Origin of the sequence: Pseudomonas sp. Z8(2022) (assembly GCF_025837155.1) — a bacterium.
GTDB lineage: Bacteria > Pseudomonadota > Gammaproteobacteria > Pseudomonadales > Pseudomonadaceae > Aquipseudomonas.
The window spans coordinates 410,390-435,174 of sequence record NZ_CP107549.1 but is presented as its reverse complement, the minus strand read 5'-3'; the positions used below and the strand labels follow the sequence as shown (position 1 = coordinate 435,174).

Genomic DNA, 24,785 nt, shown 5'->3' with positions numbered 1-24,785 from the left:
CTCTTGTAGATTGCTTTACGACCTGGCGTGCCGGCGGGCCGGCACACGGCAGATCGTCATTTACTTGATCAGACCAGTCAGCGGCGACGACGCGCTGGCGTAGAGTTTCTTCGGCATACGGCCGGCCAGGTAGGCCAGACGTCCTGCCTCGACGGCGTGCTGCATGGCGCGAGCCATGAGCACCGGATCCTGCGCTTCGGCGATGGCGCTGTTCATCAGCACCGCCTCGCAGCCCAGTTCCATGGCGATGGTGGCGTCGGAAGCGGTGCCTACACCGGCATCGACCAGCACCGGCACCTTCGATTCCTCGAGGATGATGCGCAGGTTGTACGGGTTGCAGATACCCAGGCCCGAACCGATCAGGCCGGCCAGCGGCATCACCGCGATGCAGCCGATCTCGGCCAGCTGACGGGCAATGATGGGGTCGTCGCTGGTGTAGACCATAACGTCGAAACCGTCCTTGACCAGCACTTCGGCAGCCTTGATGGTTTCGATGACGTTGGGGAACAGGGTCTTCTGGTCAGCCAGCACTTCCAGCTTGACCAGGTTGTGGCCGTCGAGCAGCTCACGGGCCAGGCGGCAGGTACGTACAGCCTCGACGGCGTCGTAGCAACCGGCGGTATTGGGCAGGATGGTGTACTTGTCGGGGCTGATCACATCGAGCAGGTTCGGCTCACCGGGGTTCTGGCCGATGTTGGTGCGGCGCACCGCCACGGTGACGATCTCGGCACCGGAAGCGGCGATGGCGTCACGGGTCTCGTCCATATCCTTGTACTTGCCGGTACCGACCAGCAGACGCGACTGGAACGTACGACCAGCCAGGGTGAAGGGCTTGTCGCTGCGAACTTGGCTCATGGAATACTCCTCGTGAAGTCAACCGCCGCCGATGGCGTGCACCACTTCCACCTGATCACCCTCGGCGAGCAGGGTGCTGTCGTGCTGGCTGCGTGGAACGATGTCCAGATTGAGTTCGACCGCCACACGGCGCCCGGTCAGGTCGAGGCGAACCAACAGGTCGGCGACGGTCTGGTTATCCGGCAGTTCGAAGGCTTCACCATTCAACTGGATACGCATGACGACTCGGTCACAACTAGGAAGAGGGCGGGCATTCTAGCCCTTTAACTGGCCACGACCAAGGCTAAAAGGCGCCATTCGTCCTCATATCTGACGCCAGGGTCAGGTCAGCTTCCAGGCCGCCAGCCCCAGACACAGCCAGCCGATCAGGAAGGCCACACCGCCAAAGGGTGTGATGATGCCAAGCTTGCCGATGCCGCTGAGGGTCAGCAGGTAGAGGCTGCCGGAGAACAGCAGAATGCCCAGGGTGAAGGCCCCGCCGGCCAGGTTGACCAGTCGTCCGGGCAGGTGCAGCGCCAGCAGGCCAACGCCGAACAGGGCCAGCGCGTGAATCAGCTGGTAGTGCGTGCCGGTCTGGAACACCGTCAGATGTTCGGGCGTCAGCCGGTGTTTCAGACCATGGGCCGCAAAAGCGCCCAGAGCCACACCAGTAAAGCCGGCGAAAGCGGATAACAACAGCCAGAGACGGGCCATGGAACCTCCAGAAGGAATCGACTGGATGCAGTTTAACCACTGAGACCCGGGGCAAGAGGGTCGTCATTGTCACACCCGGCCCCGGACCTGTGTCAGGCGCGTTTTCTGTTGCCAGCCATCCTGGCGGCATCCCTGCGGGCCGTCGCAAGCGACGTCAGAAATCGCACCCGGCGATTTTTTGTTTTAATAGCGCCACCCTCCGATCATTGCGAAATCTCAATGCTCCGAACCCTGACCTGCCGCCTGCTGAAACTGCTGCTCTGGCTGATGCTGGCCAGTGCCCTGCTGGTGCTCGTATTGCGCTGGGTACCACCACCCGGCACGGCGCTGATGATCGAACGCAAGATCGAATCCTGGAACAGTGGGCAAGCGCTGGACCTCAAGCGTCAGTGGCGCCCCTGGAACGAGCTGCCGGATCACCTGAAGATGGCGGTGATAGCCGCCGAGGACCAGAAGTTCGCCGAGCACTGGGGCTTCGACATGGACGCCATCCAGGCGGCACTGGCCCACAATCAGAGCGGCGGTTCGCTACGCGGTGCCAGCACCCTCAGCCAGCAGGTGGCCAAGAACCTGTTCCTCTGGTCCGGTCGTAGCTGGGTGCGCAAGGGACTGGAGGCCTGGTTCACGGCGCTGATCGAACTGCTCTGGTCGAAGGAGCGCATCCTCGAGGTCTACCTCAACAGCGTCGAATGGGGCGACGGCATCTTCGGCGCCGAAGCGGCCGCACAACATCATTTCGCTGTTGGCGCGCCCTATCTGAATCGCCAGCAGGCCAGCCAGTTGGCCGCCGTACTGCCCAACCCGCTGCGCTGGAGCGCAGGTCGTCCGGATAGCTATGTGCTCCGGCGTGCGGCGTGGATCCGCCAGCAGGTGAACCAGCTTGGCGGCAGTCACTACCTCAACCAGCTCAAACCCAAGCGCCCGGACGGCTGGCCGCGCTGGCTGTAGACCGGGCTAGCGGCTGCGAAACGCCTTGCGCGGCACTGCATGCAGCAGCGCGACGTCTTCGCCATGCAGGTGCACGGTCAGACCCCATTGCGGATAAACCCAGGCCTGGCCGTCAGTCAGCTCCAGAGTCAGGCGCGGCGGCCCGAGGCTGACGGCCAGGCGCTCGCCGGCCAGCGCTTGCGGCGCATTCAGATTGAGACTGGTAATGGCGAAAGAGGCCATCTGCTCGGCCAGCGACTCATCCAGAGCCAATTCGGCGTCGCCAGGCTCCAGGCCCTGTGCTGCCATCAGGCTGTCGCGCTGACCTTGACTCAAGCCCAGTTCGGCCTGCAGCGACCACTCGCCCTCCTCCCCCTCAGGCCTCGCCCGATAGGACAGCCGCATACCATCGAGGCGCGGCTCCAGCCACAGCTCCCCCGGGGCCAACGCCCGCAGATCACCCAGAGCCAGCTCGTCCTCGGCCAGCGGCTGCAACAGCGCATCGCGCCACTGCTGCAGATTGGCCACCGGCCTGACCTCGGTACCGCGCATCAACCAGGCGCCCCAGGCGAAGAACAGCACTGCAACGATGACGAATATCAGCCAGTGCTGCGCTTTAAGCGGGGCTTTGTTCAAGGCTATGGCTCCAGACAGAAAAAAAGCCGCACCAGGGTGCGGCTTTTCGGAGTAACGACAGACTCAGGCGGCGATACAGCCCTTGAGCTTGTTCATCGCGTTCTTCTCGAGCTGGCGGATACGCTCGGCCGAAACGTTGTACTTGGCGGCCAGGTCATGCAGCGTCGCCTTCTCCTCGGCCAGCCAGCGCTGGTAGAGGATGTCGCGGCTGCGTTCATCCAGGCTTTCCAGCGCTTCGTGCAGGTTGCTGCTGGAGCTGTCACTCCAGTCGGCGTCCTCGAGCTGGCGAGCCGGGTCGTAGCGATGATCCTCCAGATAATGCGCAGGCGACTGGAAGGCGCTGTCATCGTCGGCATCGGCGGCCGGGTCGAACGCCATGTCCTGACCGGTAAGGCGACTTTCCATCTCGCGCACTTCGTGCGGTTCGACACCCAGACTTTCGGCCACAGCGGTGACTTCATCGTTGTTCAGCCAGGCCAGACGCTTCTTCTGGCTGCGCAGGTTGAAGAACAGTTTGCGCTGCGCCTTGGTGGTGGCCACCTTGACGATGCGCCAGTTCTTCAGGATGAACTCGTGGATTTCCGCACGGATCCAGTGCACTGCAAAGGACACCAGACGTACACCCATTTCCGGATTGAAGCGCTTGACCGCCTTCATCAGGCCGACGTTGCCTTCCTGGATCAGATCCGCCTGAGCCAGGCCATAACCGGAGTAGCTGCGCGCGATGTGAACCACGAAACGCAGGTGGGCCAGCACCATCTGGCGGGCGGCCTCGAGATCCTGCCGGTAGTAGAGATTTTCGGCCAGTTCACGCTCCTGCTCGGGCGTCAGCAGCGGAATGCTGTTGACCGCATGCACGTAAGCTTCCAGGTTGGCGCCTGGAACAAGGGCATGGACAGGTTGCAAGGAAGTGGACATTCGAATCCTCCGATTCACGAAACTCGTGCAGTGTAACACTGCGCTATATGATGCGGAGCCTGTGGATAAGTTCCGTATCAGATAGTCAATATCAACCAAAACAATGACTTGCAGCGTGCGTACATTGGTTTCGAACAGCGCCCTAACGGGGTGCCAGCTCGTTCAGATGACGCGCTACCGCCAGCCAGGCGCCAATATAGCCCAACAGCACGGCGCCGAGCAGCAGCGAAAAACCGTCGCCAGAAGGTACGCCACCCAGGGCGAAATCGCTACCGTAAAGACCGGCCAGACGTACTACGGCATCGTTCAGCCAATCCAGCCCGAAGGCCAGCAGCAGCCAGGCGAAGATGCCCGCACCGAAACCGTAGAGTGCGCCCATATATAAGAAGGGACGCCGCACGTAGCCATCGGTTCCACCTACCAGCTTGATCACCTCGATCTCGGCGCGGCGATTCTCGATATGCAGGCGGATGGTGTTGCCGATCACCAGCAGCAGGGCCAGGATCAGCAGCAGGCTGAGGCCGAAGACGAAGCGATCACCCAGCTTGAGGATGGCGGTCAGACGCTCGACCCAGACCAGATCCAGCTGCGCCTGCTCCACCTTGGGCAACTCCGCCAGGCGCTGGCGCAAGGCTTCCAGCTTGGCCCTGTCAACCTCCCTGGGCGTCACCAGCACGACTCCTGGCAGAGGGTTCTCCGGCAGTTCCTTGAGCGCCTGCCCCAGGCCGGACAGCTGCTGGAACTCTTCCAGCGCCTGCTCGCGGCTGATCCACTCCGCTTCGGCGACGTCATCCATTGCCGCGATCTGCTCGCGCAGCGCCTGGCCGTCAGGCTCGCCCGCGGACATGTCGAGGAACAGGGAAATCTGCGCTGCGCGCTGCCAGGAGCCGCCGAGTTTCTCGACATTGTCCAGCAGCAGCGACAGGCCCATGGGCAGACTCAGCGCCACAGCCATCACCCAGCAGGTGAAGAAACTGCCGATGGGCTGGCGCCCCAACCGGCGCAGGCTATCCACCAGGCTGGCGCGATGGCTTTCCAGCCAGGCATGGAACAGCGTACGGAAATCCGGCTCATCGGCCGGGCGATCGACCACCTTGTTGCGCGGCGCCGCGCCGACCCGCTCGGCCGGTTGCGGCGTGGGCATCTTCGATGCGCTCATCAGGCAGCCTCCCCGTCACCGATCAGGCGACCGCGTTGCAGGGTGAGCATGCGCTGACGCATGCGTGCGATCAGCGCCAGGTCGTGGCTGGCGATCAGCACCGTGGTGCCCAGCTGATTGATGTCCTCGAACACGCCCATGATCTCGGCGGCCAGGCGCGGGTCGAGGTTACCGGTTGGCTCGTCCGCCAGCAGCAGCGCCGGACGGTGGACGATGGCGCGGGCGATGCCGACGCGCTGCTGCTGGCCGGTGGACAGATCACCCGGCGCCTGCGCAGCCTTGTCGCTCAGGCTGACACGCTCCAGCGCTGCGCCGACGCGCTTGGCGATTTCCGGCTTGGACAGACCAAGAATCTGCAGCGGCAAAGCGACGTTGTCATACACAGTACGGTCGAACAGCAGCTGGTGGTTCTGGAACACCACGCCGATCTGCCGGCGCAGAAAGGGAATCTGCGCGTTGGTGATGGTCGACAGGTCCTGCCCGGCCAGCAGCAATTTACCGCTGGTGGGCCGCTCCATCGCCAGCAGCAGGCGCAGCAGCGTGCTCTTGCCGGCACCGGAGTGTCCGGTGACGAAGAGAAATTCGCCGGGGCGAACGCGGAAAGTCAGCTCGTGCAGCCCGACATGGCCATTGGGATAACGCTTGGCGACCTGCTCGAATCGGATCATCCGCGCTCACGCTCCTCGAAGAGTGCCTGGACGAAAGCCTGCGCCTCGAACGGACGCAGGTCATCGATGCCCTCGCCCACGCCGATGTAGCGAATCGGCAGGCCGAACTGCTTGGCCAGGGCGAAGATGACACCGCCCTTGGCGGTGCCGTCGAGTTTGGTCAGCGCCAGGCCGGTGAGGTTCACCGTCTGGTTGAACTGCTTGGCCTGGCTGATGGCGTTCTGGCCGGTACCGGCGTCGAGCACCAGCAACACTTCGTGCGGAGCCGTCTCGTCCAGCTTGCCGATCACCCGACGGACCTTCTTCAGCTCTTCCATCAGGTTGTCCTTGGTGTGCAGGCGCCCGGCGGTATCAGCGATCAGCACATCGATGCCACGGGACTTGGCAGCCTGCACCGCATCGAAGATCACCGAGGCCGAATCGGCGCCGGTGTGCTGCGCGATGACCGCGATGTTGTTGCGCTCGCCCCAGACCTGCAGCTGTTCCACGGCCGCGGCGCGGAAGGTATCGCCGGCGGCGAGCATGACCTTCTTGCCGTCTTGCTGCAGCTTCTTGGCCAGCTTGCCGATGGTGGTGGTCTTGCCCACGCCGTTCACGCCGACCACGAGGATCACGTAGGGCTGCTTGGCGCCGTCGATGACCAGCGGCTGCTCGACCGGCTTGAGCAGGCCGACCAGCTCTTCCTGCAGAGCCTTGTACAACGCGCCGCTGTCGGCCAGTTCCTTGCGCGCCACGCGCTTGGTCAGGTTGCCGATGATGGTGGTGGTCGCTTCAACGCCGACGTCGGCCGTCAGCAGGCGGGTTTCCAGATCGTCGAGCAGGTCGTCGTCGATGGCTTTCTTGCCGAGGAACAGGCTGGCCATGCCTTCACCGAGGCTGGCGCTGGTCTTCGACAGGCCCTGCTTGAGGCGGGCGAAGAAGCCGGGCTTGTCCTGCGTGGCCGATGCGGCGGCAGGTGCTGGCGCAGCAGCTACCGCAGCGGCCTCGATGACGGGCTCGGCTACGGCTGGCGGCTCGGCCGGCACAGGTGCGGCAGCCGGGGTTTCGGCGACTGGCGGCGCAGGCTGCGGGGCCGGAGCAGGCATGGCGTCGGCCACTTGCGACTCGACTGTCGGCGCGGCTTCGGGGACAGGCTCAGGCGTCGACGGCTCGCCAGGTGCCGGGACAGCAGCCTGCTCGGCGGGCTGTGCCGGCTCGGCAACGGTCTCTGCCGGTTTCTTGCGCCACCAGCTGAACAGGGATTTCTTTTCTTCGGTCACAGGCGGGGTCTGCGCGCCAGCCTCGGCCGGCGACTTCTTGTCGTCATTGGAACCAAACATGGGTCGCTTGCATCTCAGGGGAGCGGACGCTGACAGGCTGCAAAAGCCCTGCCGCGCCGCCCCGGAAAAGGATGGGGTATCCTAGCACCTCTTCGCCCGCCGGCGGTACGACCGCCCAGGCTATCCGACAGGTCTGACTTTCAATGAATGCCATTGCCCGCCGTTCCATCGGCCTGCTGTTCGGCGCCCTTTGCGTGCCACTCGCGGCCTTCGCGTCTTCCGCTCAACCAACCCACGAATTCACCCTCAACAACGGCCTCAAGGTCATCGTCCGCGAGGATCACCGCGCCCCGGTGGTGGTCTCCCAGCTCTGGTACAAGGTCGGCTCCAGCTACGAGACGCCCGGCTCCACCGGCCTGTCCCATGCACTGGAACACATGATGTTCAAGGGCAGCCGCAAGTTCGGCCCCGGTGAAGCCTCGCGCATCCTGCGTGAGCTGGGCGCCGAAGAGAACGCCTTCACCAGCGACGACTACACCGCCTACTACCAGGTGCTGGCCAGCGACCGCCTGGGCGTGGCACTGGAGCTGGAAGCCGACCGTCTCTCCAGCCTGAAGCTGCCGGCAGACGAGTTCGCCAAGGAAATTGAAGTCATCAAGGAAGAGCGCCGCCTGCGCACCGACGACCGCCCGTCCTCGCTGGCCTTCGAACGCTTCAAGGCCATGGCCTACCCGGCCAGCGGCTACGGCATCCCCACCATCGGCTGGATGGCCGACCTCGAACGCATGCAGATCGACGAGCTGCGCGCCTGGTACCAGAAGTGGTACGCGCCGAACAACGCCACTCTGGTGCTGGTCGGCGACGTGAACGTGGATGAGGTCAGGACCCAGGTGCAGCGCTACTTCGGCGACATCCCGCGCCGCGAGGTGCCGACCGCCAAACTGCCGCTGGAGCTGGCTGCAGCGGGCGAACGACGCACCACCCTGTATCTCAAGACCCAACTGCCCAATCTGATCATGGGCTTCAACGTGCCGGGCCTGGCCACCAGCGAAACGCCACGCCAGGTCTACGCCCTGCGCCTGGCCGCGGCCCTGCTCGATGGTGGTTACAGCGCACGCCTGTCCACACGCCTGGAGCGCGGCGAGGAACTCGTGTCCGGCGCCAGCGCCTGGTACAACGCCTTCACCCGTGGCGACAGCCTGTTCGTCCTCTCGGCGACGCCCAACGTGCAGAAGGGCAGGACGCTGGAGCAGGCCGAGGCCGGTCTGTGGCGCGAGCTGGAGGAGTTGAAGAAAGCCCCGCCATCGGCTGACGAACTGGCGCGAGTGCGCGCCCAGGTCATCGCCGGCCTGGTATTCGAGCGCGACTCGATCACCAGCCAGGCCACCAGCATCGGCCAACTGGAAACCGTCGGCCTGTCCTGGCAGCTGATCGATCAGGAACTGGCCGAACTGGAAGCCGTGACCCCGGCCGACATCCAGCAGGCTGCCCGTACCTTCTTCGTTCACGGGCGCCTGAGTGTCGCCCACGTTCTGCCCGAAGAGTCCCGCGATGAGGAGTCCCGCCATGAAGACTGAGCAACGCCGCCTGGGCCTGCTCGGCCTGGTTCTGTCCACTGCCCTGGCGCTGGGCGCCTGCGCCAGTCTGTCCGACAGTGCAGTGACAGGCGATGCCGCCAAGCTGCAGTCGCTAGCTGCGCTGGACGGCAAGGCGCCAACGCGCCGTACCCTGGATATCCAGACCTGGCAAACGGCCCAGGGCGCCAAGGTGCTGTTCGTCGAAGCCCATGAGCTGCCGATGTTCGACCTGCGCCTGACCTTTGCGGCCGGCAGCAGCCAGGACGGCGGCGCACCCGGCCTGGCCACGCTGACCAATGCCATGCTCAACGAGGGAGTACCGGGCAAGGACGTCGGCGCCATCGCCGCCGGCTTCGAAGGCCTCGGCGCCGAATTCGGCAACGGTTCCTACCGCGACATGGCCGTGGCCAGCCTGCGCAGCCTGAGTGCACGCGAACAGCGTGAACCGGCGCTGGCACTGTTCGCCGATGTGCTGGGCAAACCCACTTTTCCGGCCGACTCGCTGGCGCGGATCAAGAACCAGCTGCTGGCCGGCTTCGAGTACCAGAAGCAGAACCCGGGCAAGCTGGCCAGCCTCGAACTGTTCGAGCGCCTGTACGGCCAGCATCCCTATGCCCACCCGAGCGACGGCACGGCGCAATCGATCCCGGCCATCAGTCGTCAGCAGCTGCAGGCATTTCATGCCCGCGCCTATGCGGCCGGCAATGCGGTGATCGCCCTGGTCGGCGATCTCTCGCGCAGCGAAGCCGAGGCCATCGCCAACCAGGTGTCGGCCGCCCTGCCGCAAGGCCCGGCTCTGGCGAAGATTGCCCAGCCGCAGGCGCCCAAGCCCGGCGAAAGTCATATCGAATACCCGTCCAATCAGACCCATCTGCTGCTCGCCCAACTCGGCATCGACCGCCGCGACCCGGATTACGCCGCGCTGTATCTGGGCAACCAGATCTTCGGTGGCGGCGGCTTCGGCACCCGCCTGATGAGTGAAGTGCGCGAGAAGCGCGGCCTGACCTACGGCGTCTACTCCGGCTTCAGCGCCATGCAGGCACGCGGCCCGTTCATGATCAACCTGCAGACCCGTGCCGACCTCAGCGAAGGCACGCTGGCGCTGGTCAAGCAATTGCTTGGCGAGTACCTGCGCGAGGGGCCTACGCAGAAGGAGCTGGACGATGCCAAGCGTCAGTTGGCCGGCAGTTTCCCGCTGTCTACTGCGAGCAATGCCGATATCGTCGGCCAGCTGGCATCGATGGGCTTCTACGACCTGCCGCTGAGCTACCTGGACGACTTCATGCGTGACGTGCAGAACCTGACCACCGAGCAGGTGAAGGCTGCCATGGCCAGGCAGCTCGATCCCGAAGCGCTGGTGGTGGTTACCGCCGGCCCGACAGTGCCACAGAAGGAGCTGCCGCCGCCCACCGAGCGCCCGGCCGAGCAGCCCAGCGCGGTGCCGCACTGATGCGCGGCCGTAGCCCACAGAAACCCGCTGCGGGCAAGGCCCATGGCGGCCAGGGCCAGTTGCGCATCATCGGCGGGCAGTGGCGTTCGCGGCGTTTCGCCTTTCCTGACGGTCCGGGCCTGCGCCCGACCCCGGACCGGGTACGCGAAACGCTGTTCAACTGGCTGGCGCCCTACGTGGAAGGCGCCCACGTGCTCGACCCCTTCGCCGGCAGCGGCGCGCTGCTGCTCGAAGCCCTGTCGCGCGGCGCGGCCAGCGGCCTGGCCTGTGACCTCAACCCGGCGTCGGTAAGCGCGCTGCGTGGGCACTTGGCGACGCTGCAATGCACGAATGGCGAAATACAGCTGGGTGACGCCCTGCAGCTGCTGGCACGCCCGGCACCAAGGCGCTTCGATATCGTTCTGCTCGATCCGCCCTTCCACAAGGACCTGTTGCAGAGCGCCTGCACCCTGCTTGAAACACAAGGCTGGCTGGCCGACGACGCCTGGATCTATACCGAAAGCGAAACCGCGCCTTCGACCCTGGGCCTGCCCGGTAACTGGCGCCTGCATCGGGAGAAGCACACCGGCCAGGTGCATTACGCGCTGTGGCAGCGTGGCGCTTCCCTGGCATCCGCGTAGACCTCATGCTGGCGGTCTGCACAGAACTGCTCCCTCTCCCATTTATGGGAGAGGAGAGACAAGCTTCGTAGCCTGGATAAAATCCAGGGACACCACTCCCGGATTACATCCGGGCTACGCCTACCAACCAAGATTCCCATGACCACGCCCTTCAAACCCGCCTGGTGGCTCCCCGGCCCGCATCTGCAGACACTGTGGAACCCCTTCTGCCGCAAGCCGCCGCAGCTGGAACGCCAGCGTGAACGGCTGTGGCTGGAAGAAGGCGATTTCCTCGATCTTGACTGGCATGGCCCGCACGACGCCCATGCGCCGCTGGTGCTGGTGCTGCATGGCCTGACCGGCAGCTCCAGTTCGCTCTATGTCCTCGGCCTGCAGCAGGCCCTGGCCGCGCAAGGCTGGGCCAGCGCGGCGCTGAACTGGCGCGGTTGCTCCGGCGAGCCCAACCTGCTGCCGCGCGGCTATCACTCCGGCGCCAGCGAAGATCTGGCAGCGGCTGTCGCCCACCTGCGCGCACAGCGTCCGATGGCGCCGCTATACGCCGTCGGTTATTCGCTGGGTGGCAACGTGCTGCTCAAGTACCTGGGCGAAAGCGGCGAGCAGAGTCAGCTGCAAGGCGCCGTGGCGGTGTCGGTGCCGTTTCGTCTGGATCAGTGCGCCGACCGCATCGGACTGGGTTTCTCGCGGGTTTATCAGGCGCATTTCATGCGCGAGATGGTCGCCTACGTGAACAACAAGCAGCGCCTGTTCAGCGAACGGGGACAGAGCGAGCGGCTGTCGGTACTGGAACGCCTGGGCCCGCTGGACGGCATGCGCACCTTCTGGGATTTCGACGGGCGCATCACCGCGCCGCTGCACGGCTTCGCCGATGCCCACGACTACTACCGCCGCGCCTCAAGCCGCTTCTACCTGGGACAAATCCGTACGCGTACGCTGATCATTCAGGCCGAGGATGACCCCTTCATCTTCCGCCACAGCCTGCCGCAGACCAGCGAACTAGCCCCCGGCACCGAGTTCGAGCTGCACGCCAGGGGCGGCCATGTCGGCTTCGTCGAGGGCAGCCCGCGCAAGCCGGGGTATTACCTGGAACGGCGGATTCCGCAGTGGTTGGCGAGCCTTGGATAATCGCAGCTGAAGCCGCTCCTGCGCGAGCGGCGAACTGTAACCCGGATAAACTCCGGGAAGACGCGACAAAGGCCTTTGTGGATTGCAACCGGACAAGGCAGTCGCTGCAGATCGTGGGAGGCGCTTCAGCGGCGAAAAGCTCGCGGCTAAAGCCGCTCCTACCGAGCCGCGAAGTCGTAGCCCGGATGAAATCCGGGAATGCTCCGGCACAGCTACCCGGATTGCATCCGGGCTACAGCGACACCGAACCGATCACCCCAGTACCTGTTCCAGCGGCACATGCAACCGGTCATACAACGCCTCGACCGCCGCACGCGCGGAAGGCGCAATGTAGCCGCCCTCCAGCGCCAGAACCTGATAGATGCCGCGGCGCAGCATGTCCTGGCTGAGGTTGTCCGCGTTCGCCCCGGCGCTGCAGAGAAAGCGCACCCAGGAGGTCATGATGATCCAGCTGTTGAGCGTCAGCGCCTCGATCTGCGCCGGCGTCATCATCAGGATGCCGGCCTCGACGAAGCCCTGGTAGATCGATTGCGCGCCCACCAGGCAGCGTCGGGCGAAGGCGCGATAACGGTCAGCGAGCTCGTTGTCGGAGTCGAGCAGGTGCTCGAGATCGCGGTGCAGAAAGCGGTAATGCCACATCGCCGCCAGCAGCGCTTCCAGATAGAAGGTCTTGTCCTCCACCGTCAGCGCGCGGCCTTCGGGCAGACGCAGAAAACTGTCGACCTGCGCCTCGTACTGAGCGAACAACTCGGCGATGATCACCTGCTTGTTGCGAAAGTGGTAATACAGATTGCCCGGCGAAATGCCCAGGTGCGCAGCGATATGGTTGGTGGTGACGTTACGCTCACCCTGGCTGTTGAACAGGGCCAGGCTCTCGGCAACGATGCGGTCGCGGGTCTTGGATGGCGCCATGACGCAGCTCGATCTCGACTTCAAAAGTGGCAAAGGTACAGGCGAAACAGCCGCAGTGTTACCCCTCGACGCGGGCCATCGGTGTCTGCCGGCCTTTGGTTAGGGTGCGACTGAAGCAGTGACGCGGCATCCTATTTGACACATTAGAGTAATTGCTCTAGAAATCCAGCACAGCCTAACTGCGGCTCATAGCCGCCCAGGCTGTTGAAAAACGTCGGCGAGGCAGTCAGCGCAAGGCGAAAACAGGCGAAAAAGCGGAGTTTACGAGCTGTAAATGAGCATTTTGAGCCTGTTTTTAACGCGGCGATGACAACGTAGATAGTTTTTCAACAGCCTGCCCGCGGAACATCGAGGAAAAAACCATGGTCGCCGACATCGCCTACCTGCAGCACAGCCAACAGCAGATCAGCCAACTGGACGGCACCTTCGCCCTGCAACGCGCTGCCTTCGCTGCCAACCCGATGCCGCCGGCCGAGCAACGCATCCAGTGGTTGAAGTCTCTGAAGGAACTGCTGACCGAGCAGCAGGATGCGCTGGTAGCGGCGATCTCCGCAGACTTCAGCAACCGCTCGGCCGACGAAACCCTGCTCGCCGAGCTGATGCCCAGCCTGCATGGCATCCATTACGCCAGCAAACGCATCAGAAAGTGGATGAAGCCTTCACGGCGCAGCGTTGGCATGCAGTTCATGCCGGCTTCGGCCAAGGTCATTTATCAGCCGCTGGGCGTGGTCGGCATCATCGTGCCGTGGAACTACCCGCTGTTTCTCGCCATCGGCCCGCTGACCGGCGCCCTGGCGGCCGGCAACCGGGTGATGATCAAGATGAGCGAATCCACGCCGGCGACCTCGCAGCTGGTCAAGGATCTGCTGGCGCGCATTTTCCCCGAGGATCTGGTCAGCGTGGTGCTGGGCGAGGCGGAAGTGGGCATGGCCTTCTCCAAGCTGCCGTTCAACCACCTGTTGTTCACCGGTGCCACCAGCATCGGCAAGCACGTGATGCGCGCCGCCGCCGAGAACCTGACTCCGGTGACCCTGGAACTGGGTGGCAAGTCGCCAGCCATCGTTTCCGCTGACGTACCGCTAGCGGACGCCGCCGAGCGCATCGCCTTCGGCAAGACCCTCAACGCCGGGCAGACCTGCGTGGCACCGGACTACGTGCTGGTGCCGCGTAACCGCGTCGACGGCTTCGTCAGCGCCTACCGCGAGGCGGTGCAGCGTTTCTACCCGCAGCTCAAGGACAACCCGGACTACACCGCGATCATCAACGAGCGCCAGCTGGCCCGCCTCAATGGCTACCTGCAGGACGCCGAGGCCAAAGGCGCGCGCATCGTCGCGCTCTACCCCGAGGCGCAGGGCCGACGCCTGCCACAGAGCCTGGTGCTGGACGTCAATGACGACATGAAGCTGATGCAGGACGAGATCTTCGGCCCGCTGCTGCCGATCGTTCCCTACGATCGCATCGAAGACGCCTTCGCCTACGTCAACGCACGACCGCGGCCACTGGCGCTGTACTACTTCGGCTACGACAGGAGCGAGCAACAACGCGTGCTGCATGAAACCCACTCCGGCGGCGTGTGCCTGAACGACACCCTGCTGCACGTGGCGCAGGACGACATGCCGTTCGGCGGCGTCGGCCCGTCGGGCATGGGCCATTACCACGGTCACGAAGGCTTCCTGACCTTCAGCAAGGCCAAGGGCGTGTTCATCAAGCAGCGCTTCAACGCCGCGCGGCTGATCTACCCGCCTTACGGCAAGGCGATCCAGAAACTGGTCTACAAGCTGTTCGTACGCTGATCAATGCGGGCGGCGCCCGCTCGGTGATAACGACAATGAACGACACCACTCTGCAAACGCCGAATCTGTCGCGGCGCAGCCTGCTCAAGGTCGGCCTGCTGGGCTCGGCGCTGCTCGGCACTGCCGGACTGACTGCCACCCTCAGCGGCTGTTCGGCCAGCACGCCGGCCAGCGGCTATCTGATCCTGCGCAGCAGCGACCTGCCATTTCTGCGTGCGCTGATCCCGGTGATGCTGGATGGCGCCGTCAGCGCCGAGCAGATGCCGCGGGCCATCGAGGGCACATTGAAGAGTCTCGACAACGGCCTGGCGCACCTGTCGCCGGAGATGCTGAAACTCACCGTGCAGCTGTTCGACGTGCTGGCCCTGCCGCTTACCCGCGGCCCACTGACCGGCGTATGGGGCAGCTGGGACAGCGCCAGTGCCGATGACGTGCGCAATTTCCTCAGCCGCTGGCAGAACAGCAGCCTGAGCCTGCTGCGCATGGGCCACGCCTCGCTGCTGCAACTGGTGATGATGGCCTGGTACAGCCGCCAGGAAGCCTGGGCTCATTGCGGCTACCCCGGCCCACCGACCGTATAACGGCCCAACTGCAGAGAGCATTGCGGCTGAAGCCGCTCCTACGGGATACGGGCTGTTTGTGTAGGAGCGGATTTATCCGCGATGAGGACGAGCACCAAGCTCGTGATTCCAGACGGCCCTATTACAAGATAGAGAAGGTGAAATGCCTGTACCCGATCTGTTCAAGCATGGCCTGGCCAAGGGTTGGAAGTCCTACGACGGTTCGCGCCTGGAAAACGACCTGACGCTGGAGGCCGACGTCGCCATCGTCGGCAGCGGTGCCGGGGGCGGCACCACGGCGGAAATCCTCAGCGCTGCCGGCTACAAGGTGCTGCTGATCGAGGAAGGCCCGCTCAAGACCAGCGATGACTTCAGGATGCAGGAAGCCGAGGCCTATCCCTCGCTGTATCAGGAAGGTATCGGCCGCATGAGCAAGGATGGCGCCATCACCATCCTGCAGGGCCGGGCCGTGGGCGGCACCACGCTGATCAACTGGACCAGCAGCTTCCGTACCCCGCCGCAGACCTTGGCGCACTGGGCCGAAGTACATGAGGTGAAAGGGCATGACGTCGAGTCCATGGCGCCCTGGTTCGAGAAGATGGAGCGGCGCTTGGGCGTAGCCCCCTGGATGGTACCGCCCAATGCCAACAACGAGGTGATCCGTACCGGCTGCGAAAAGCTCGGTTATCACTGGGCGCCGATCCCGCGCAACGTGCGCGGCTGCTGGAACCTCGGCTACTGCGGCATGGGCTGCCCGACCAACGCCAAGCAGTCGATGCTGGTGACCACCATCCCTGCTACCCTCGATGCCGGCGGCGAGCTGCTCTATCTGGCGCGCGCCGACAGGCTGCTGATCGAAGGCGACAAGGTGGTCGGCATCGACTGCCTGGGCATGGACGAACGCTGCGTAGCGCCCAACGGCAAGCGCATCCGCGTCAAGGCGCGGCATTACGTGCTGGCCGGCGGCGGCATCAACACACCCGGCATCCTGCTGCGCTCCGCGGCGCCCGACCCGCACAAGCGCGTCGGCCGACGCACTTACCTGCACCTGGTGAACTTCTCCGCGGCGCAGTTCGAACAGGTCATCAACCCGTTCTACGGCGCGCCGCAGTCGCTGTACTCCGATCACTTCCAGTGGGACGACGGCACCACCGGGCGCCTGTCCTACAAGCTGGAAGTGCCGCCGCTGCAGCCGGCGCTGACCGCCACCCTGCTCGGCGACTTCGGCCGCGAGAACGCCCTGCGCATGGAGCAGTTGCCGCACACCAACGTGATGCTCGCGCTGCTGCGTGACGGCTTCCACCCGGACTGCGCCGAAGGCCGCGTGGAGCTTCGCGGCGACGGCAGCCCGGTGCTCGACTACCCGATGACCGATTACACTTGGGACGGTGTGCGCCGTGCCTTCCTGACCATGGCTGAAATCCAGTTCGCTGCGGGCGCCAGGGCGGTGATGCCGACTCACGCCGATGCCCGGTTCGTCAGCACCTGGCGCGAGGCCAGGGAGATGATCGAGAACCTCGACCTGGCGCTGTACCGCACCCGCCTGGGCAGCGCCCACGTGATGGGCGGTTGCGCCATGGGTGAAGACCCGCAGCAGGCAGTGACCGACAGCCTCGGCCGCCATCACCAGCTGGAGAACCTGTCGATCCACGACGGCTCGCTGTTTCCCACCAGCATCGGGGCCAACCCGCAGCTGTCTATCTATGGGCTGACCTCGAAGCTCGCCACCCTGCTGGCCGAACGGCTCAAGGCCTGAGATGAACAGCTGAGCGGCGCTCTACGACGTCGCTCGGCGCCGTGCGGTGAGCGCCGACCGGATCGCCCTCAACTGCCTGGTACGAGCGCCGCCATCAGCACCTGCGCAGCAACTGAGTTTTCGTCACGCTTGGCCGCAAGGGAAACGCTGCGATACCATCCGCGACTCTTGCCGCCTCGAACAGGACGAAGCGATGAATCGAGTGTTGTACCCGGGTACCTTCGACCCCATCACTAGAGGCCATGGCGATCTGGTCGAGCGCGCCTCGCGGCTGTTCGATCACGTCATCATCGCCGTTGCCGCCAGCCCCAAGAAGAATCCGCTGTTCCCGCTGGAACAGCGCGTCGAGCTGGCCCGCGAGGTCACCAAGCACCTGCCCAACGTCGAAGTGGTCGGCTTTTCCACGCTGCTCGCGCACTTCGTCAAGGAGCAGAACGCCAATGTCTTCCTGCGCGGTCTGCGCGCGGTATCGGACTTCGAATACGAGTTCCAGCTGGCCAACATGAACCGCCAGCTGGCGCCGAACGTCGAGAGCCTGTTCCTCACCCCGTCGGAGAAGTACTCCTACATTTCCTCGACCCTGGTGCGGGAAATCGCCGCCCTCGGTGGCGATATCTCCAATTTCGTCCACCCGGCAGTCGCCGACGCCCTGAACGAACGCTTCCACAAGAACTGAAGCCGGGGCATCGCCGGTGCGCCATGCGCACCTGATGACCGCAGCGGTCTCATGATGCGCGACAAGGCCGCATGGCGCCCCTGCCGGTAATCCGGCACAATTCGCCGCATCGTTGTCCGCAAAGTGTCGAAGCCAACGCTTCGACAGGAGTTGTTCCATGTCCCTGATCATCACCGACGATTGCATCAACTGCGACGTCTGCGAACCCGAGTGCCCCAACGGCGCCATTTCCCAGGGTGAGGAGATCTACGTGATCGACCCCAACCTGTGCACCGAGTGCGTCGGCCACTACGATGAGCCGCAATGCCAGCAGGTCTGCCCGGTCGACTGCATTCCGCTCGACGAGAACAACGTCGAGAGCAGGGATGAGCTGATGCAGAAGTACCGCATCATCACCGGCAAGGCCTGACCGCTCCGGGAGGCCGGCGGCCTCCCGCTTTCCTGTCGTCGTGCCTTCGCCGGAACCAGGCTGTTAAGCTGCCAGTTTCATTCAGCCGCCTCCGGTAGATCGCATGTTGCGCAAACTCCTGCTATCGACCCTGTTGCTCGGCGCCAGCCTGTTGGCTCAGGCCGCCCCGCAGCAACCCGCCATTGCCACTGCCCACCCCGCCGCCACAGCCGCCGCGCAGCGGATGCTCGACGCCGGCGGCAATGCCTTCGATGCCGCCATCGCTGCCAGCGCCGCTTTGGCCGTGGTCGAGCCTTACGGCTCGGGTCTCGGAGGTGGCGGTTTCTTTCTGCTGCGCAGCGCCGGCGAAACCCCGCGCTACGACTTCCTCGATGCCCGTGAGCGCGCCCCGCTGGAAGCCAGGCCGGATCTTTATGTGCGCGACGGCAAGGTACAACGCGAACTGGCGCTCAATGGCGCACTGGCTGCTGCCATTCCGGGGCTGCCGGCGGCACTGGCCGAACTGGCCGAGCAGCACGGCCGCCTGCCGCTGAAAACCAGCCTGGCTCCGGCGATTCGCCTGGCCAGCGAGGGCTTCGCGGTGGACCGCGTCTACCGCGAACGCGCGACCTGGCGCCTGGCGGCACTACGTGATGACGCCGAGAGCGCCCGGCTGTTTCTCCACCAGGGCGAAGTCCCCGCCGAAGGCCATCTGCTGCGCCAGCCCGATCTCGCCGCCACTTTGCAGGCGCTGGCCACACAGGGCCGGGCGGGCTTCTACAGCGGCCCGGTCGCCGAGCGGCTGGTGAGCGGCGTACGCCATGCCGGCGGCATCTGGACTCTGGATGACCTGCGCGAATACCGCATCGCCCGCCGCACGCCGCTGCGTTTCACTCTGGACGATGGCCGCGAGCTGATCAGCGCACCGCCGCCCTCGGCCGGTGGCATTGCGCTGGCGCAGAGCCTGGCAATGCTGCAACAGCTGCCCTGGCGCGATGCCCAACCGGTGCAGCGCGTGCACTACGTGGTCGAGGCGCTGCGCCGCGCCTACCGTGACCGTGGCCTGCTGGGCGACCCCGACTTCGTCAGAAACCCCGAGGAACAACTGCTTTCGCCGGGACACCTGGCCGTACTTGCAGGCAGCATCGAGCCCGAGCAGGCAACCCCCAGCTCCAGCCTGCCGCCTGCCGGCACCTGGCATGAAGGCGATCACACCACGCATTTCGCCGTGCTCGATGCCGAGGGCAACGCGGTCGCCGCCACGCTGTCGATCAACCTGCCGTTCGGCGCCGCCTATACCGTCCCCGGCACCGGCGTGCTGCTCAATGACGAGATGGACGACTTCGCCGCGGACGTGGCCGGCTCCAACGCCTATGGCCTGATCGGCAGCCAGGCCAACGCCATCGCCGCCGGCAAGCGCCCGCTGTCGTCGATGAGCCCGAGCTTTCTCGAGAGCAATGACGAGTTCGCCGCCTTCGGTACACCGGGTGGCAGTCGCATTCCGAGCATGGTGCTGCTGTCGATGCTCGAGTACCTGGACGACCAGCCTGTCGAACGCTGGCCGGCGGTGGCGCGCTATCACCACCAGTACATGCCCGATGTGATCGAGCACGAACCGGATGCCTTCAGCGATGAGCAGATCGCCGAGCTGCAGCAACGCGGCTACGAACTCAAGCGCCTGGACCGGCAGTACGGCAACCAGCAGGTGCTGTTCTGGGACAAGGTCAGCGGCGAAGTGCAGGCGGCCAGTGATCCGCGCGGGATAGGCTCGGCGATTCCCTGAGGTGCATCGACCGAATGTGGCGCCAGACCGGATGAAATCCGGGGAAACCGAGCAAAGCCCCGGACTTCATCCGGGCTACGTCTTGCGTCAGGAGAGCTGGATCAGGCTCTCCTGATCCTCGCCGAACTTGCGCAACTCACGGAACAGTGCCTGCTCGCTGCCCAGCATGAGGACGTTGCGCAGGCTCTGGAAGATGCGGCTGACATAGCCCAGGTCGTTCATCAGCGAGCTGGTCTGCAGGCCGTCCAGGCGACCGCTGCGCACATCGGCAAACAGGCGCTGACGGAACTGAGCATCGAAGCCCGCCGCCTGATCGTCGAGCCAGCGCAGGCGCGATTGCCACATCTCGTCCGGCATGTCGGAGCGCGCCAGTTCACGCACTTCATGCAGCGTGGCGAGCAGGTGGCGACGCAGCTCCACATAGGCATGACGCGCGGCCGAGGGCGGAGCGTCGAGGTAGTGGCCAAGGTTCTTCTGCAGATGTTTGGCGTCCTTGACCGCGTCCACCAGCTGCAAGGCCGCCAGCTGGCAACTCACCCAGAACTGCTGGTGCGCTTCGTCCATGGGCAGCTCCATCCGGCCCATGAAGCTCAGCAGATCGCCATACACGCCCTTGATATGCAGCTGGTACAGATGCTGCGCATCGAAGCCTCCGTGCGTGGGCTTGCTCTGCAGCAGCTGCTCGTCGCCGCGGACATGCGCCAGCTGATCCACCGGCAGATAGAGCGCATGGCAGATCACCTCGAGGCTCAGGCGACCAAGGTGGCCCAGCTCCATCACCACCGCGCTGGCGGCTGCGTCCACCGAATCCAGCGCGCGCTCATTCAGGTAGCGGGCGCGGGTACGCTCGGGCTCGACGATCTGCTCGGGTGCCAGCTCGGTGATCAGCACCGGCGGTTCGACCCGCTCCGGCAGCCAGCGAAGCAGCCAGGTAGCCAGGCGGCCCTGCAACGGCCAGAACAGTGCCACGCCCATGGCATTGAACAGCGTATGGAACATCGCCAGCTGGATCAGGCTGTTGTCACCCAGTCCCAGCGGTTCGGCCAACGCGTGAACCAACCAGGTCAGCGGGCTGAGCAGACAGAAGGCGAGTATGCCGGTGGTGATATTGAACAGCACATGCGCCAGCGCCAGGCGCTGACCGCTGCGATTGCCACCCAGCGAACCGACGAAGCCGGTGGTGACGCTACTGCCGACGTTGGAGCCAATGGCGATGGCCAGACTCTGGCCCAGTTCCAGCTGACCACCGGCCAGGGCCGCCAGGGTCAGCATCAGCGTGGCGTGACTCGATTGCAGCACCACGGTGATGGCCATGCCGATGGCGGTGAACAGCAGTGCGCCGCGCAGGCCACCTTCCTGATAGCCGGTCATGTCCAGACCGTCACCGAAGCTGGCGAAACCTTCCTTGATCTGGTCGATGCCGAGAAAGATGAAGGCAATGCCCAGCACGATGCGCCCGGCTGCCTTGCTCCTGGGGCCGAAGAAGCCGGCCAGCACACCGAACACCATCAGAGGCAATGCCAGGGGGCTGAGGCTGAGGTTCTGCCCGGCGAGTGCCAGCAGCCAGATACCGCTGGTGGCACCAAGGTTGGCGCCGAAGAGGATGGCGATACCGCCGGCCAGCTGGATCAGCCCGGTACTGATGAAGGCGATGGTCAGCAGCGACACCAGCGTGCTCGACTGCAGCAGCAGGGTGCCGCCGACGCCGAACAACAGGCTCTTGAAGGGCGTCGAAGTGCTGTGCCCGAGCACCTGTTCCAGCTTGCTGCCCGCCAGCTGCCGCAGCCCCTCTTCCAGACACTGCATGCCGAACAGGAAGATCGCCAGACCCGCGCACAGCTGCAGCCAACCCTGGCTGAACCAGAACGAGGTGATCAACCCCGCCATCACCAGCGACAACATCACCCAGCGCAGGGACTTCATTACCACTGCCTCTTCCTTTCCTGGCGTTCAAACGTAAACGGCCCCTCGCCTCGATAGGAGGCAAGGGGCCGCGACAAGCAGGTTACAGCGAATCAGTCTTGCTTGTAGCCGCTGCTGGTGCAGCCCAGGCAGCGCACGAAGGCTTCTTTGCCCGGCTCGACCACCAGGGACTGCGCCGCCTCGCCGACATTGCCGCCCAGCGCGGTGAACGGCAGGCTGACGATGAAGGCTGCAGCGCCGATGGCAGTGGCGCCGATCAGCAGCGGGCGGGCGATGATCAGGTCACCTACCATGGCATAGCCCTTGGGCGCTTCGACGGTGTAGAGAGGATCACCGCTGGCGTTCTGCTGAACCACATCCGCTTGCGCCGAGAGCGCCAGCAGGCCAGTGGTCAGCGCCAGGACAACAGCGGAAGTGCGGAACGCTTTCATGGATCAATCCTTCAGGTTATTCGGGAAAGTGCCAGTAACTATAACAGCGCATTGGTAATTGTCAGCGTGACGGACGTCAATCGCCATGAAAGGCGTACTCCGGCTTTTTCGGCACATACGGGCGAAAGAACGCCAGAATGGTCTTCAGATCGGCCTTTTCGTCACCCGTGGGGTGGAAGGTCGGGCCAATCACCACACGCCGGTTCTGGTAATCCAGCGCGCCCAGCACGATGGGCACACCAGCACCCAGGCCGATGTGGTAGAAGCCCATCTTCCAGCGCTCGACCTTCTTGCGCGTACCTTCGGGCGACAGCACCAGAATGAACTGATCGTGCTCACGAAAGGCCTGCACCGCCTGTTCGACGGTATTGAGCTTGCGGTCCCGACGGATCGGGATGCCGCCCCAGCTGCGCATCAGGCCTCCGAAGGGCCAGCGGAAGATGCTGTGCTTGCCGAACCAGCGGGCATTGAGACGGAGCACGAACTTCAGTGCGATGAAGATCACGAAGTCCCAGTTGGACGTGTGATGGGCGCCGATAGCGACGAACCTGTCGAGCTTCGGCAGCTCGCCCTCGATCCGCCAGCCCATCAGTTTCAGTACGCTGCGCCCCAGCCATTCGGCGGCTGGATTGGAGGGCAAGTAGTTACCGGACATCGATCAACCTCGGTATTTCTTGTTGTTTTCATACCAGAACCTGTTTTACGAGCTGCGAGCTAGAGCCATACAAGGCAAAAACGGGCCGACCCGCGGCAGATCGCGGACAGGTTCTCAACGCTGGCACTTGGGACAGTACACACTCGCGCGCTGCCCCAGTTTGACCTCTCGCAGGGTGCTGCCACAGACCTTGCAGAATTCCCCGCCACGCCCATAGGCAAAAAGCTCCTGCTGGAAGTAGCCGGGCTGGCCGTCGCCGCCGACGAAGTCACGCAACGTGGTGCCGCCGCGCTCGATGGCGTGAGCGAGGATGCGCTTGATCTCCTCGGCCAGGCGCAGGTAGCGCGCTCGCGAGATCGAGCCGGCCTCGCGACGCGGATCGATACCGGCGGCGAACAACGCTTCGGTGGCGTAGATGTTGCCCACCCCCACCACCACGGCGTTGTCCATGATGAAGGGCTTGACTGCCATGCTGCGTCCACGCGACAGCTGGAACAGCCGCTCGCCATCGAACAGCCCGCCCAGCGGCTCGGGGCCGAGCTTGCTGAGCAGCTCATGGCGCAACGGGTCCTCGCTCCAGAGCAGCGCGCCGAAACGGCGCGGGTCGGTATAGCGAAGCGCCAGACCGGACTCCAGTTCGATATCCACATGCTCGTGCTTGGCCGCCGCCAACCCGCACTCGACCAGACGCAGACTGCCGGACATGCCCAGATGGCCGATCAGACTGCCGGCCTCGGCCTTGATCAGCAGGTATTTGGCGCGCCGCTCGACACACTCGATGCGCTGGCCGGACAGACGTACGTCCAGATCCTCGGGAATCGGCCAGCGCAGGCGGCGCTCACGAACGATCACACGACTGACGCGCTGCCCCTCAAGGTAGGGGGCGATACCACGGCGGGTTGTTTCGACTTCGGGTAATTCGGGCATGGCAATACGGCAGGAAAACGGCGGTTCGCCACCTTAGCAGGAGCGGCGCGCAAAGCGGTAGCGCGCGCCGGGTTGCGCAAGCGGCGACAGCAATGCGCCGCGCAGGCTCAAAGCATGGTCAGGTCGCGAATGCTTTCACGCAGGTTCTCGAAGTCGTACTCCGACAGCCCCACGTATTCGAGAATCGGCTGCGCGATGTGCTGCCACTCCATGTCGATGGGCTGGCCGCCCAGCACGCGGTGGGTCGCGCAGATGTGTTCGGCCATTTTCAGGATGCCCAGCAGCGTCTTGAGTTGCGCATCGCGCCCCGAGTCGTCACTGAAGATGGACAGGGCATTGTGGTGGTTGGCGATGACCTCGCACAGGTGCGCCGGCAAGCGCCAGGAACGTGCGGTGAAGTAACCCACCACGGCGTGGTTGGTGGTCAGCAGGCGGTTCTCGGTATCGACCACGCGGCGCTCGTCACTGGCGCTGGCATAGGCTTCCTCCAGCACCTGCATGTAGTTGGGAAAGCGCTTGAGCATCAGTGGAACGCCGCAATCGTGGAACAGCCCGAGGCTGTAGGCTTCGTCAGGCGAGTGATAGCCGAGACGCTTGGCCAGAGTCAGGCAGGTCATCGCCACATCCTGAGCGCTGTCCCAGAAGCGGTTGAGCACCAGGATCGCTTCGTCGGTCAGCTCGCCTTTGATCGATTGCGCATTGATCAGGTTGATCACGGTATTGCAGCCCAGCAGGTTGACCGCCTGCTGGATGGAGGCGATGCGGTTGGTCAGGCCGAAATGCGGCGAATTGACGATTTTCAACAGCGCACCGGAAAGCCCCGGGTCCTGACTGATCAGCTTGGCGATGCTGCGCAGATCCGGGTTGGGCATGATCTGTTCCATCTGCAGATCGACCATGATCTGCGGTTGCGGCGGTACGCTGATTCCCTGCAGAAATTGCTGAATCTGTTCGGCGGTAAGTTCGTAAGTCATGGATCGAAATCGCGCAGGGTGAGAAATGGCGCACAGTCTAGCGAAAGCACCGGCAGGCCCGCTGTCGACTTTTGTAACCGCCTGGCCTGCGTGCAAACCGCTATAATCCCGCTCTTTGCCCTG

Annotated in this window: 25 protein-coding genes; 11 read left to right on the top strand and 14 right to left on the bottom strand. The window is 64.4% G+C overall.

Annotated elements, in window-relative coordinates; genetic code table 11:
- Window positions 1-60: 60 nt before the first annotated feature.
- The 3 genes from OEG79_RS02030 to OEG79_RS02020 form a co-directional block, all read right to left on the bottom strand.
- The gene (locus OEG79_RS02030) at window positions 61-855 is read right to left on the bottom strand and encodes a thiazole synthase (protein WP_264147227.1); all 795 of its coding nucleotides are present in this window, start codon (window positions 853-855) and stop codon (window positions 61-63) included.
- Between the two features lie 18 nt (window positions 856-873).
- Window positions 874-1,074, bottom strand: a complete 201-nt coding sequence (thiS, locus tag OEG79_RS02025; protein ID WP_264147226.1) for a sulfur carrier protein ThiS — start codon at window positions 1,072-1,074, stop codon at window positions 874-876.
- Between the two features lie 102 nt (window positions 1,075-1,176).
- Entirely contained in the window at window positions 1,177-1,548 is a 372-nt protein-coding gene (locus OEG79_RS02020; RefSeq protein ID WP_264147225.1) for a DUF423 domain-containing protein, read from the bottom strand.
- 219 nt (window positions 1,549-1,767) lie between these two features.
- On the opposite strand from OEG79_RS02020, the gene mtgA reads away from it, so the two are divergent.
- The gene (mtgA, locus tag OEG79_RS02015) at window positions 1,768-2,496 is read left to right on the top strand and encodes a monofunctional biosynthetic peptidoglycan transglycosylase (RefSeq protein WP_264147224.1); all 729 of its coding nucleotides are present in this window, start codon (window positions 1,768-1,770) and stop codon (window positions 2,494-2,496) included.
- A 6-nt stretch (window positions 2,497-2,502) separates the two neighbouring features.
- Here mtgA and OEG79_RS02010 read toward each other — a convergent pair whose 3' ends face one another.
- From OEG79_RS02010 to ftsY, 5 genes are all read right to left on the bottom strand, one after another.
- Window positions 2,503-3,111 carry a hypothetical protein gene (locus OEG79_RS02010; protein WP_264147223.1) on the bottom strand — a complete coding sequence of 203 codons (609 nt, stop codon included), beginning with the start codon at window positions 3,109-3,111 and terminating at the stop codon, window positions 2,503-2,505.
- A 63-nt stretch (window positions 3,112-3,174) separates the two neighbouring features.
- Window positions 3,175-4,029, bottom strand: coding sequence for an RNA polymerase sigma factor RpoH (gene rpoH, locus OEG79_RS02005; protein WP_264147222.1), 855 nt, complete (start codon window positions 4,027-4,029; stop codon window positions 3,175-3,177).
- Window positions 4,030-4,171: 142 nt separating this feature from the next.
- Window positions 4,172-5,188: a permease-like cell division protein FtsX gene (gene ftsX / locus OEG79_RS02000; protein ID WP_264147221.1), complete on the bottom strand. Its 1,017-nt coding sequence runs from the start codon at window positions 5,186-5,188 to the stop codon at window positions 4,172-4,174.
- Entirely contained in the window at window positions 5,188-5,856 is a 669-nt protein-coding gene (gene ftsE, locus OEG79_RS01995) for a cell division ATP-binding protein FtsE (protein WP_013717545.1), read from the bottom strand. The genes ftsX and ftsE overlap by 1 nt, the downstream gene beginning before the upstream one ends.
- The gene (gene ftsY, locus OEG79_RS01990) at window positions 5,853-7,175 is read right to left on the bottom strand and encodes a signal recognition particle-docking protein FtsY (RefSeq protein ID WP_264147220.1); all 1,323 of its coding nucleotides are present in this window, start codon (window positions 7,173-7,175) and stop codon (window positions 5,853-5,855) included. The genes ftsE and ftsY overlap by 4 nt, the downstream gene beginning before the upstream one ends.
- Window positions 7,176-7,318: 143 nt before the next feature.
- Here ftsY and OEG79_RS01985 point away from each other — a divergent pair, with 143 nt between their 5' ends.
- The 4 genes from OEG79_RS01985 to OEG79_RS01970 all read left to right on the top strand — a co-directional run bounded on the left by OEG79_RS01985 (window position 7,319) and on the right by OEG79_RS01970 (window position 11,884).
- Entirely contained in the window at window positions 7,319-8,692 is a 1,374-nt protein-coding gene (locus OEG79_RS01985; protein ID WP_264147219.1) for a M16 family metallopeptidase, read from the top strand.
- Window positions 8,682-10,142, top strand: coding sequence for a M16 family metallopeptidase (locus OEG79_RS01980; RefSeq protein WP_264147218.1), 1,461 nt, complete (start codon window positions 8,682-8,684; stop codon window positions 10,140-10,142). Before OEG79_RS01985 ends, OEG79_RS01980 begins: the two co-directional genes overlap by 11 nt.
- Window positions 10,142-10,762, top strand: coding sequence for a 16S rRNA (guanine(966)-N(2))-methyltransferase RsmD (rsmD, locus tag OEG79_RS01975; RefSeq protein ID WP_264147217.1), 621 nt, complete (start codon window positions 10,142-10,144; stop codon window positions 10,760-10,762). Before OEG79_RS01980 ends, rsmD begins: the two co-directional genes overlap by 1 nt.
- A gap of 138 nt (window positions 10,763-10,900) precedes the next feature.
- Window positions 10,901-11,884 carry a hydrolase gene (locus tag OEG79_RS01970; protein ID WP_264147216.1) on the top strand — a complete coding sequence of 328 codons (984 nt, stop codon included), beginning with the start codon at window positions 10,901-10,903 and terminating at the stop codon, window positions 11,882-11,884.
- 252 nt (window positions 11,885-12,136) lie between these two features.
- Here the strand turns inward: OEG79_RS01970 and OEG79_RS01965 are convergent, their stop codons facing one another.
- Window positions 12,137-12,796: a TetR/AcrR family transcriptional regulator gene (locus OEG79_RS01965; RefSeq protein ID WP_264147215.1), complete on the bottom strand. Its 660-nt coding sequence runs from the start codon at window positions 12,794-12,796 to the stop codon at window positions 12,137-12,139.
- A 362-nt stretch (window positions 12,797-13,158) separates the two neighbouring features.
- Between OEG79_RS01965 and OEG79_RS01960 the strand changes: the two genes are divergently transcribed.
- The 6 genes from OEG79_RS01960 to ggt all read left to right on the top strand — a co-directional run bounded on the left by OEG79_RS01960 (window position 13,159) and on the right by ggt (window position 19,752).
- On the top strand, window positions 13,159-14,589 hold the full coding sequence (locus tag OEG79_RS01960) for a coniferyl aldehyde dehydrogenase (protein ID WP_264147214.1): 1,431 nt from the start codon (window positions 13,159-13,161) through the stop codon (window positions 14,587-14,589).
- 35 nt (window positions 14,590-14,624) lie between these two features.
- A complete protein-coding gene (locus OEG79_RS01955) occupies window positions 14,625-15,170 on the top strand; it encodes a twin-arginine translocation pathway signal protein (protein WP_264147213.1) in 546 nt (181 codons plus the stop codon).
- A gap of 142 nt (window positions 15,171-15,312) precedes the next feature.
- Entirely contained in the window at window positions 15,313-16,905 is a 1,593-nt protein-coding gene (locus OEG79_RS01950; protein ID WP_264147212.1) for a GMC family oxidoreductase, read from the top strand.
- 193 nt (window positions 16,906-17,098) lie between these two features.
- Window positions 17,099-17,581 (top strand): pantetheine-phosphate adenylyltransferase, encoded by a 483-nt coding sequence (gene coaD, locus OEG79_RS01945; RefSeq protein ID WP_264147211.1) that lies wholly within the window; start codon window positions 17,099-17,101, stop codon window positions 17,579-17,581.
- A 157-nt stretch (window positions 17,582-17,738) separates the two neighbouring features.
- A complete protein-coding gene (locus OEG79_RS01940) occupies window positions 17,739-17,990 on the top strand; it encodes a YfhL family 4Fe-4S dicluster ferredoxin (RefSeq protein ID WP_264147210.1) in 252 nt (83 codons plus the stop codon).
- A 103-nt stretch (window positions 17,991-18,093) separates the two neighbouring features.
- A complete protein-coding gene (gene ggt / locus OEG79_RS01935) occupies window positions 18,094-19,752 on the top strand; it encodes a gamma-glutamyltransferase (RefSeq protein ID WP_264147209.1) in 1,659 nt (552 codons plus the stop codon).
- 87 nt (window positions 19,753-19,839) lie between these two features.
- Here the strand turns inward: ggt and OEG79_RS01930 are convergent, their stop codons facing one another.
- The 5 genes from OEG79_RS01930 to OEG79_RS01910 form a co-directional block, all read right to left on the bottom strand.
- The gene (locus OEG79_RS01930; protein WP_264147208.1) at window positions 19,840-21,675 is read right to left on the bottom strand and encodes a Na/Pi cotransporter family protein; all 1,836 of its coding nucleotides are present in this window, start codon (window positions 21,673-21,675) and stop codon (window positions 19,840-19,842) included.
- A 92-nt stretch (window positions 21,676-21,767) separates the two neighbouring features.
- The gene (locus tag OEG79_RS01925; RefSeq protein WP_264147207.1) at window positions 21,768-22,106 is read right to left on the bottom strand and encodes a multidrug transporter; all 339 of its coding nucleotides are present in this window, start codon (window positions 22,104-22,106) and stop codon (window positions 21,768-21,770) included.
- Window positions 22,107-22,182: 76 nt separating this feature from the next.
- Window positions 22,183-22,761, bottom strand: coding sequence for a lysophospholipid acyltransferase family protein (locus OEG79_RS01920; protein ID WP_264147206.1), 579 nt, complete (start codon window positions 22,759-22,761; stop codon window positions 22,183-22,185).
- 114 nt (window positions 22,762-22,875) lie between these two features.
- Window positions 22,876-23,688 carry a bifunctional DNA-formamidopyrimidine glycosylase/DNA-(apurinic or apyrimidinic site) lyase gene (mutM, locus tag OEG79_RS01915; protein WP_264147205.1) on the bottom strand — a complete coding sequence of 271 codons (813 nt, stop codon included), beginning with the start codon at window positions 23,686-23,688 and terminating at the stop codon, window positions 22,876-22,878.
- Window positions 23,689-23,795: 107 nt separating this feature from the next.
- A complete protein-coding gene (locus OEG79_RS01910) occupies window positions 23,796-24,662 on the bottom strand; it encodes an HDOD domain-containing protein (RefSeq protein WP_264147204.1) in 867 nt (288 codons plus the stop codon).
- Window positions 24,663-24,785: the final 123 nt, after the last annotated feature.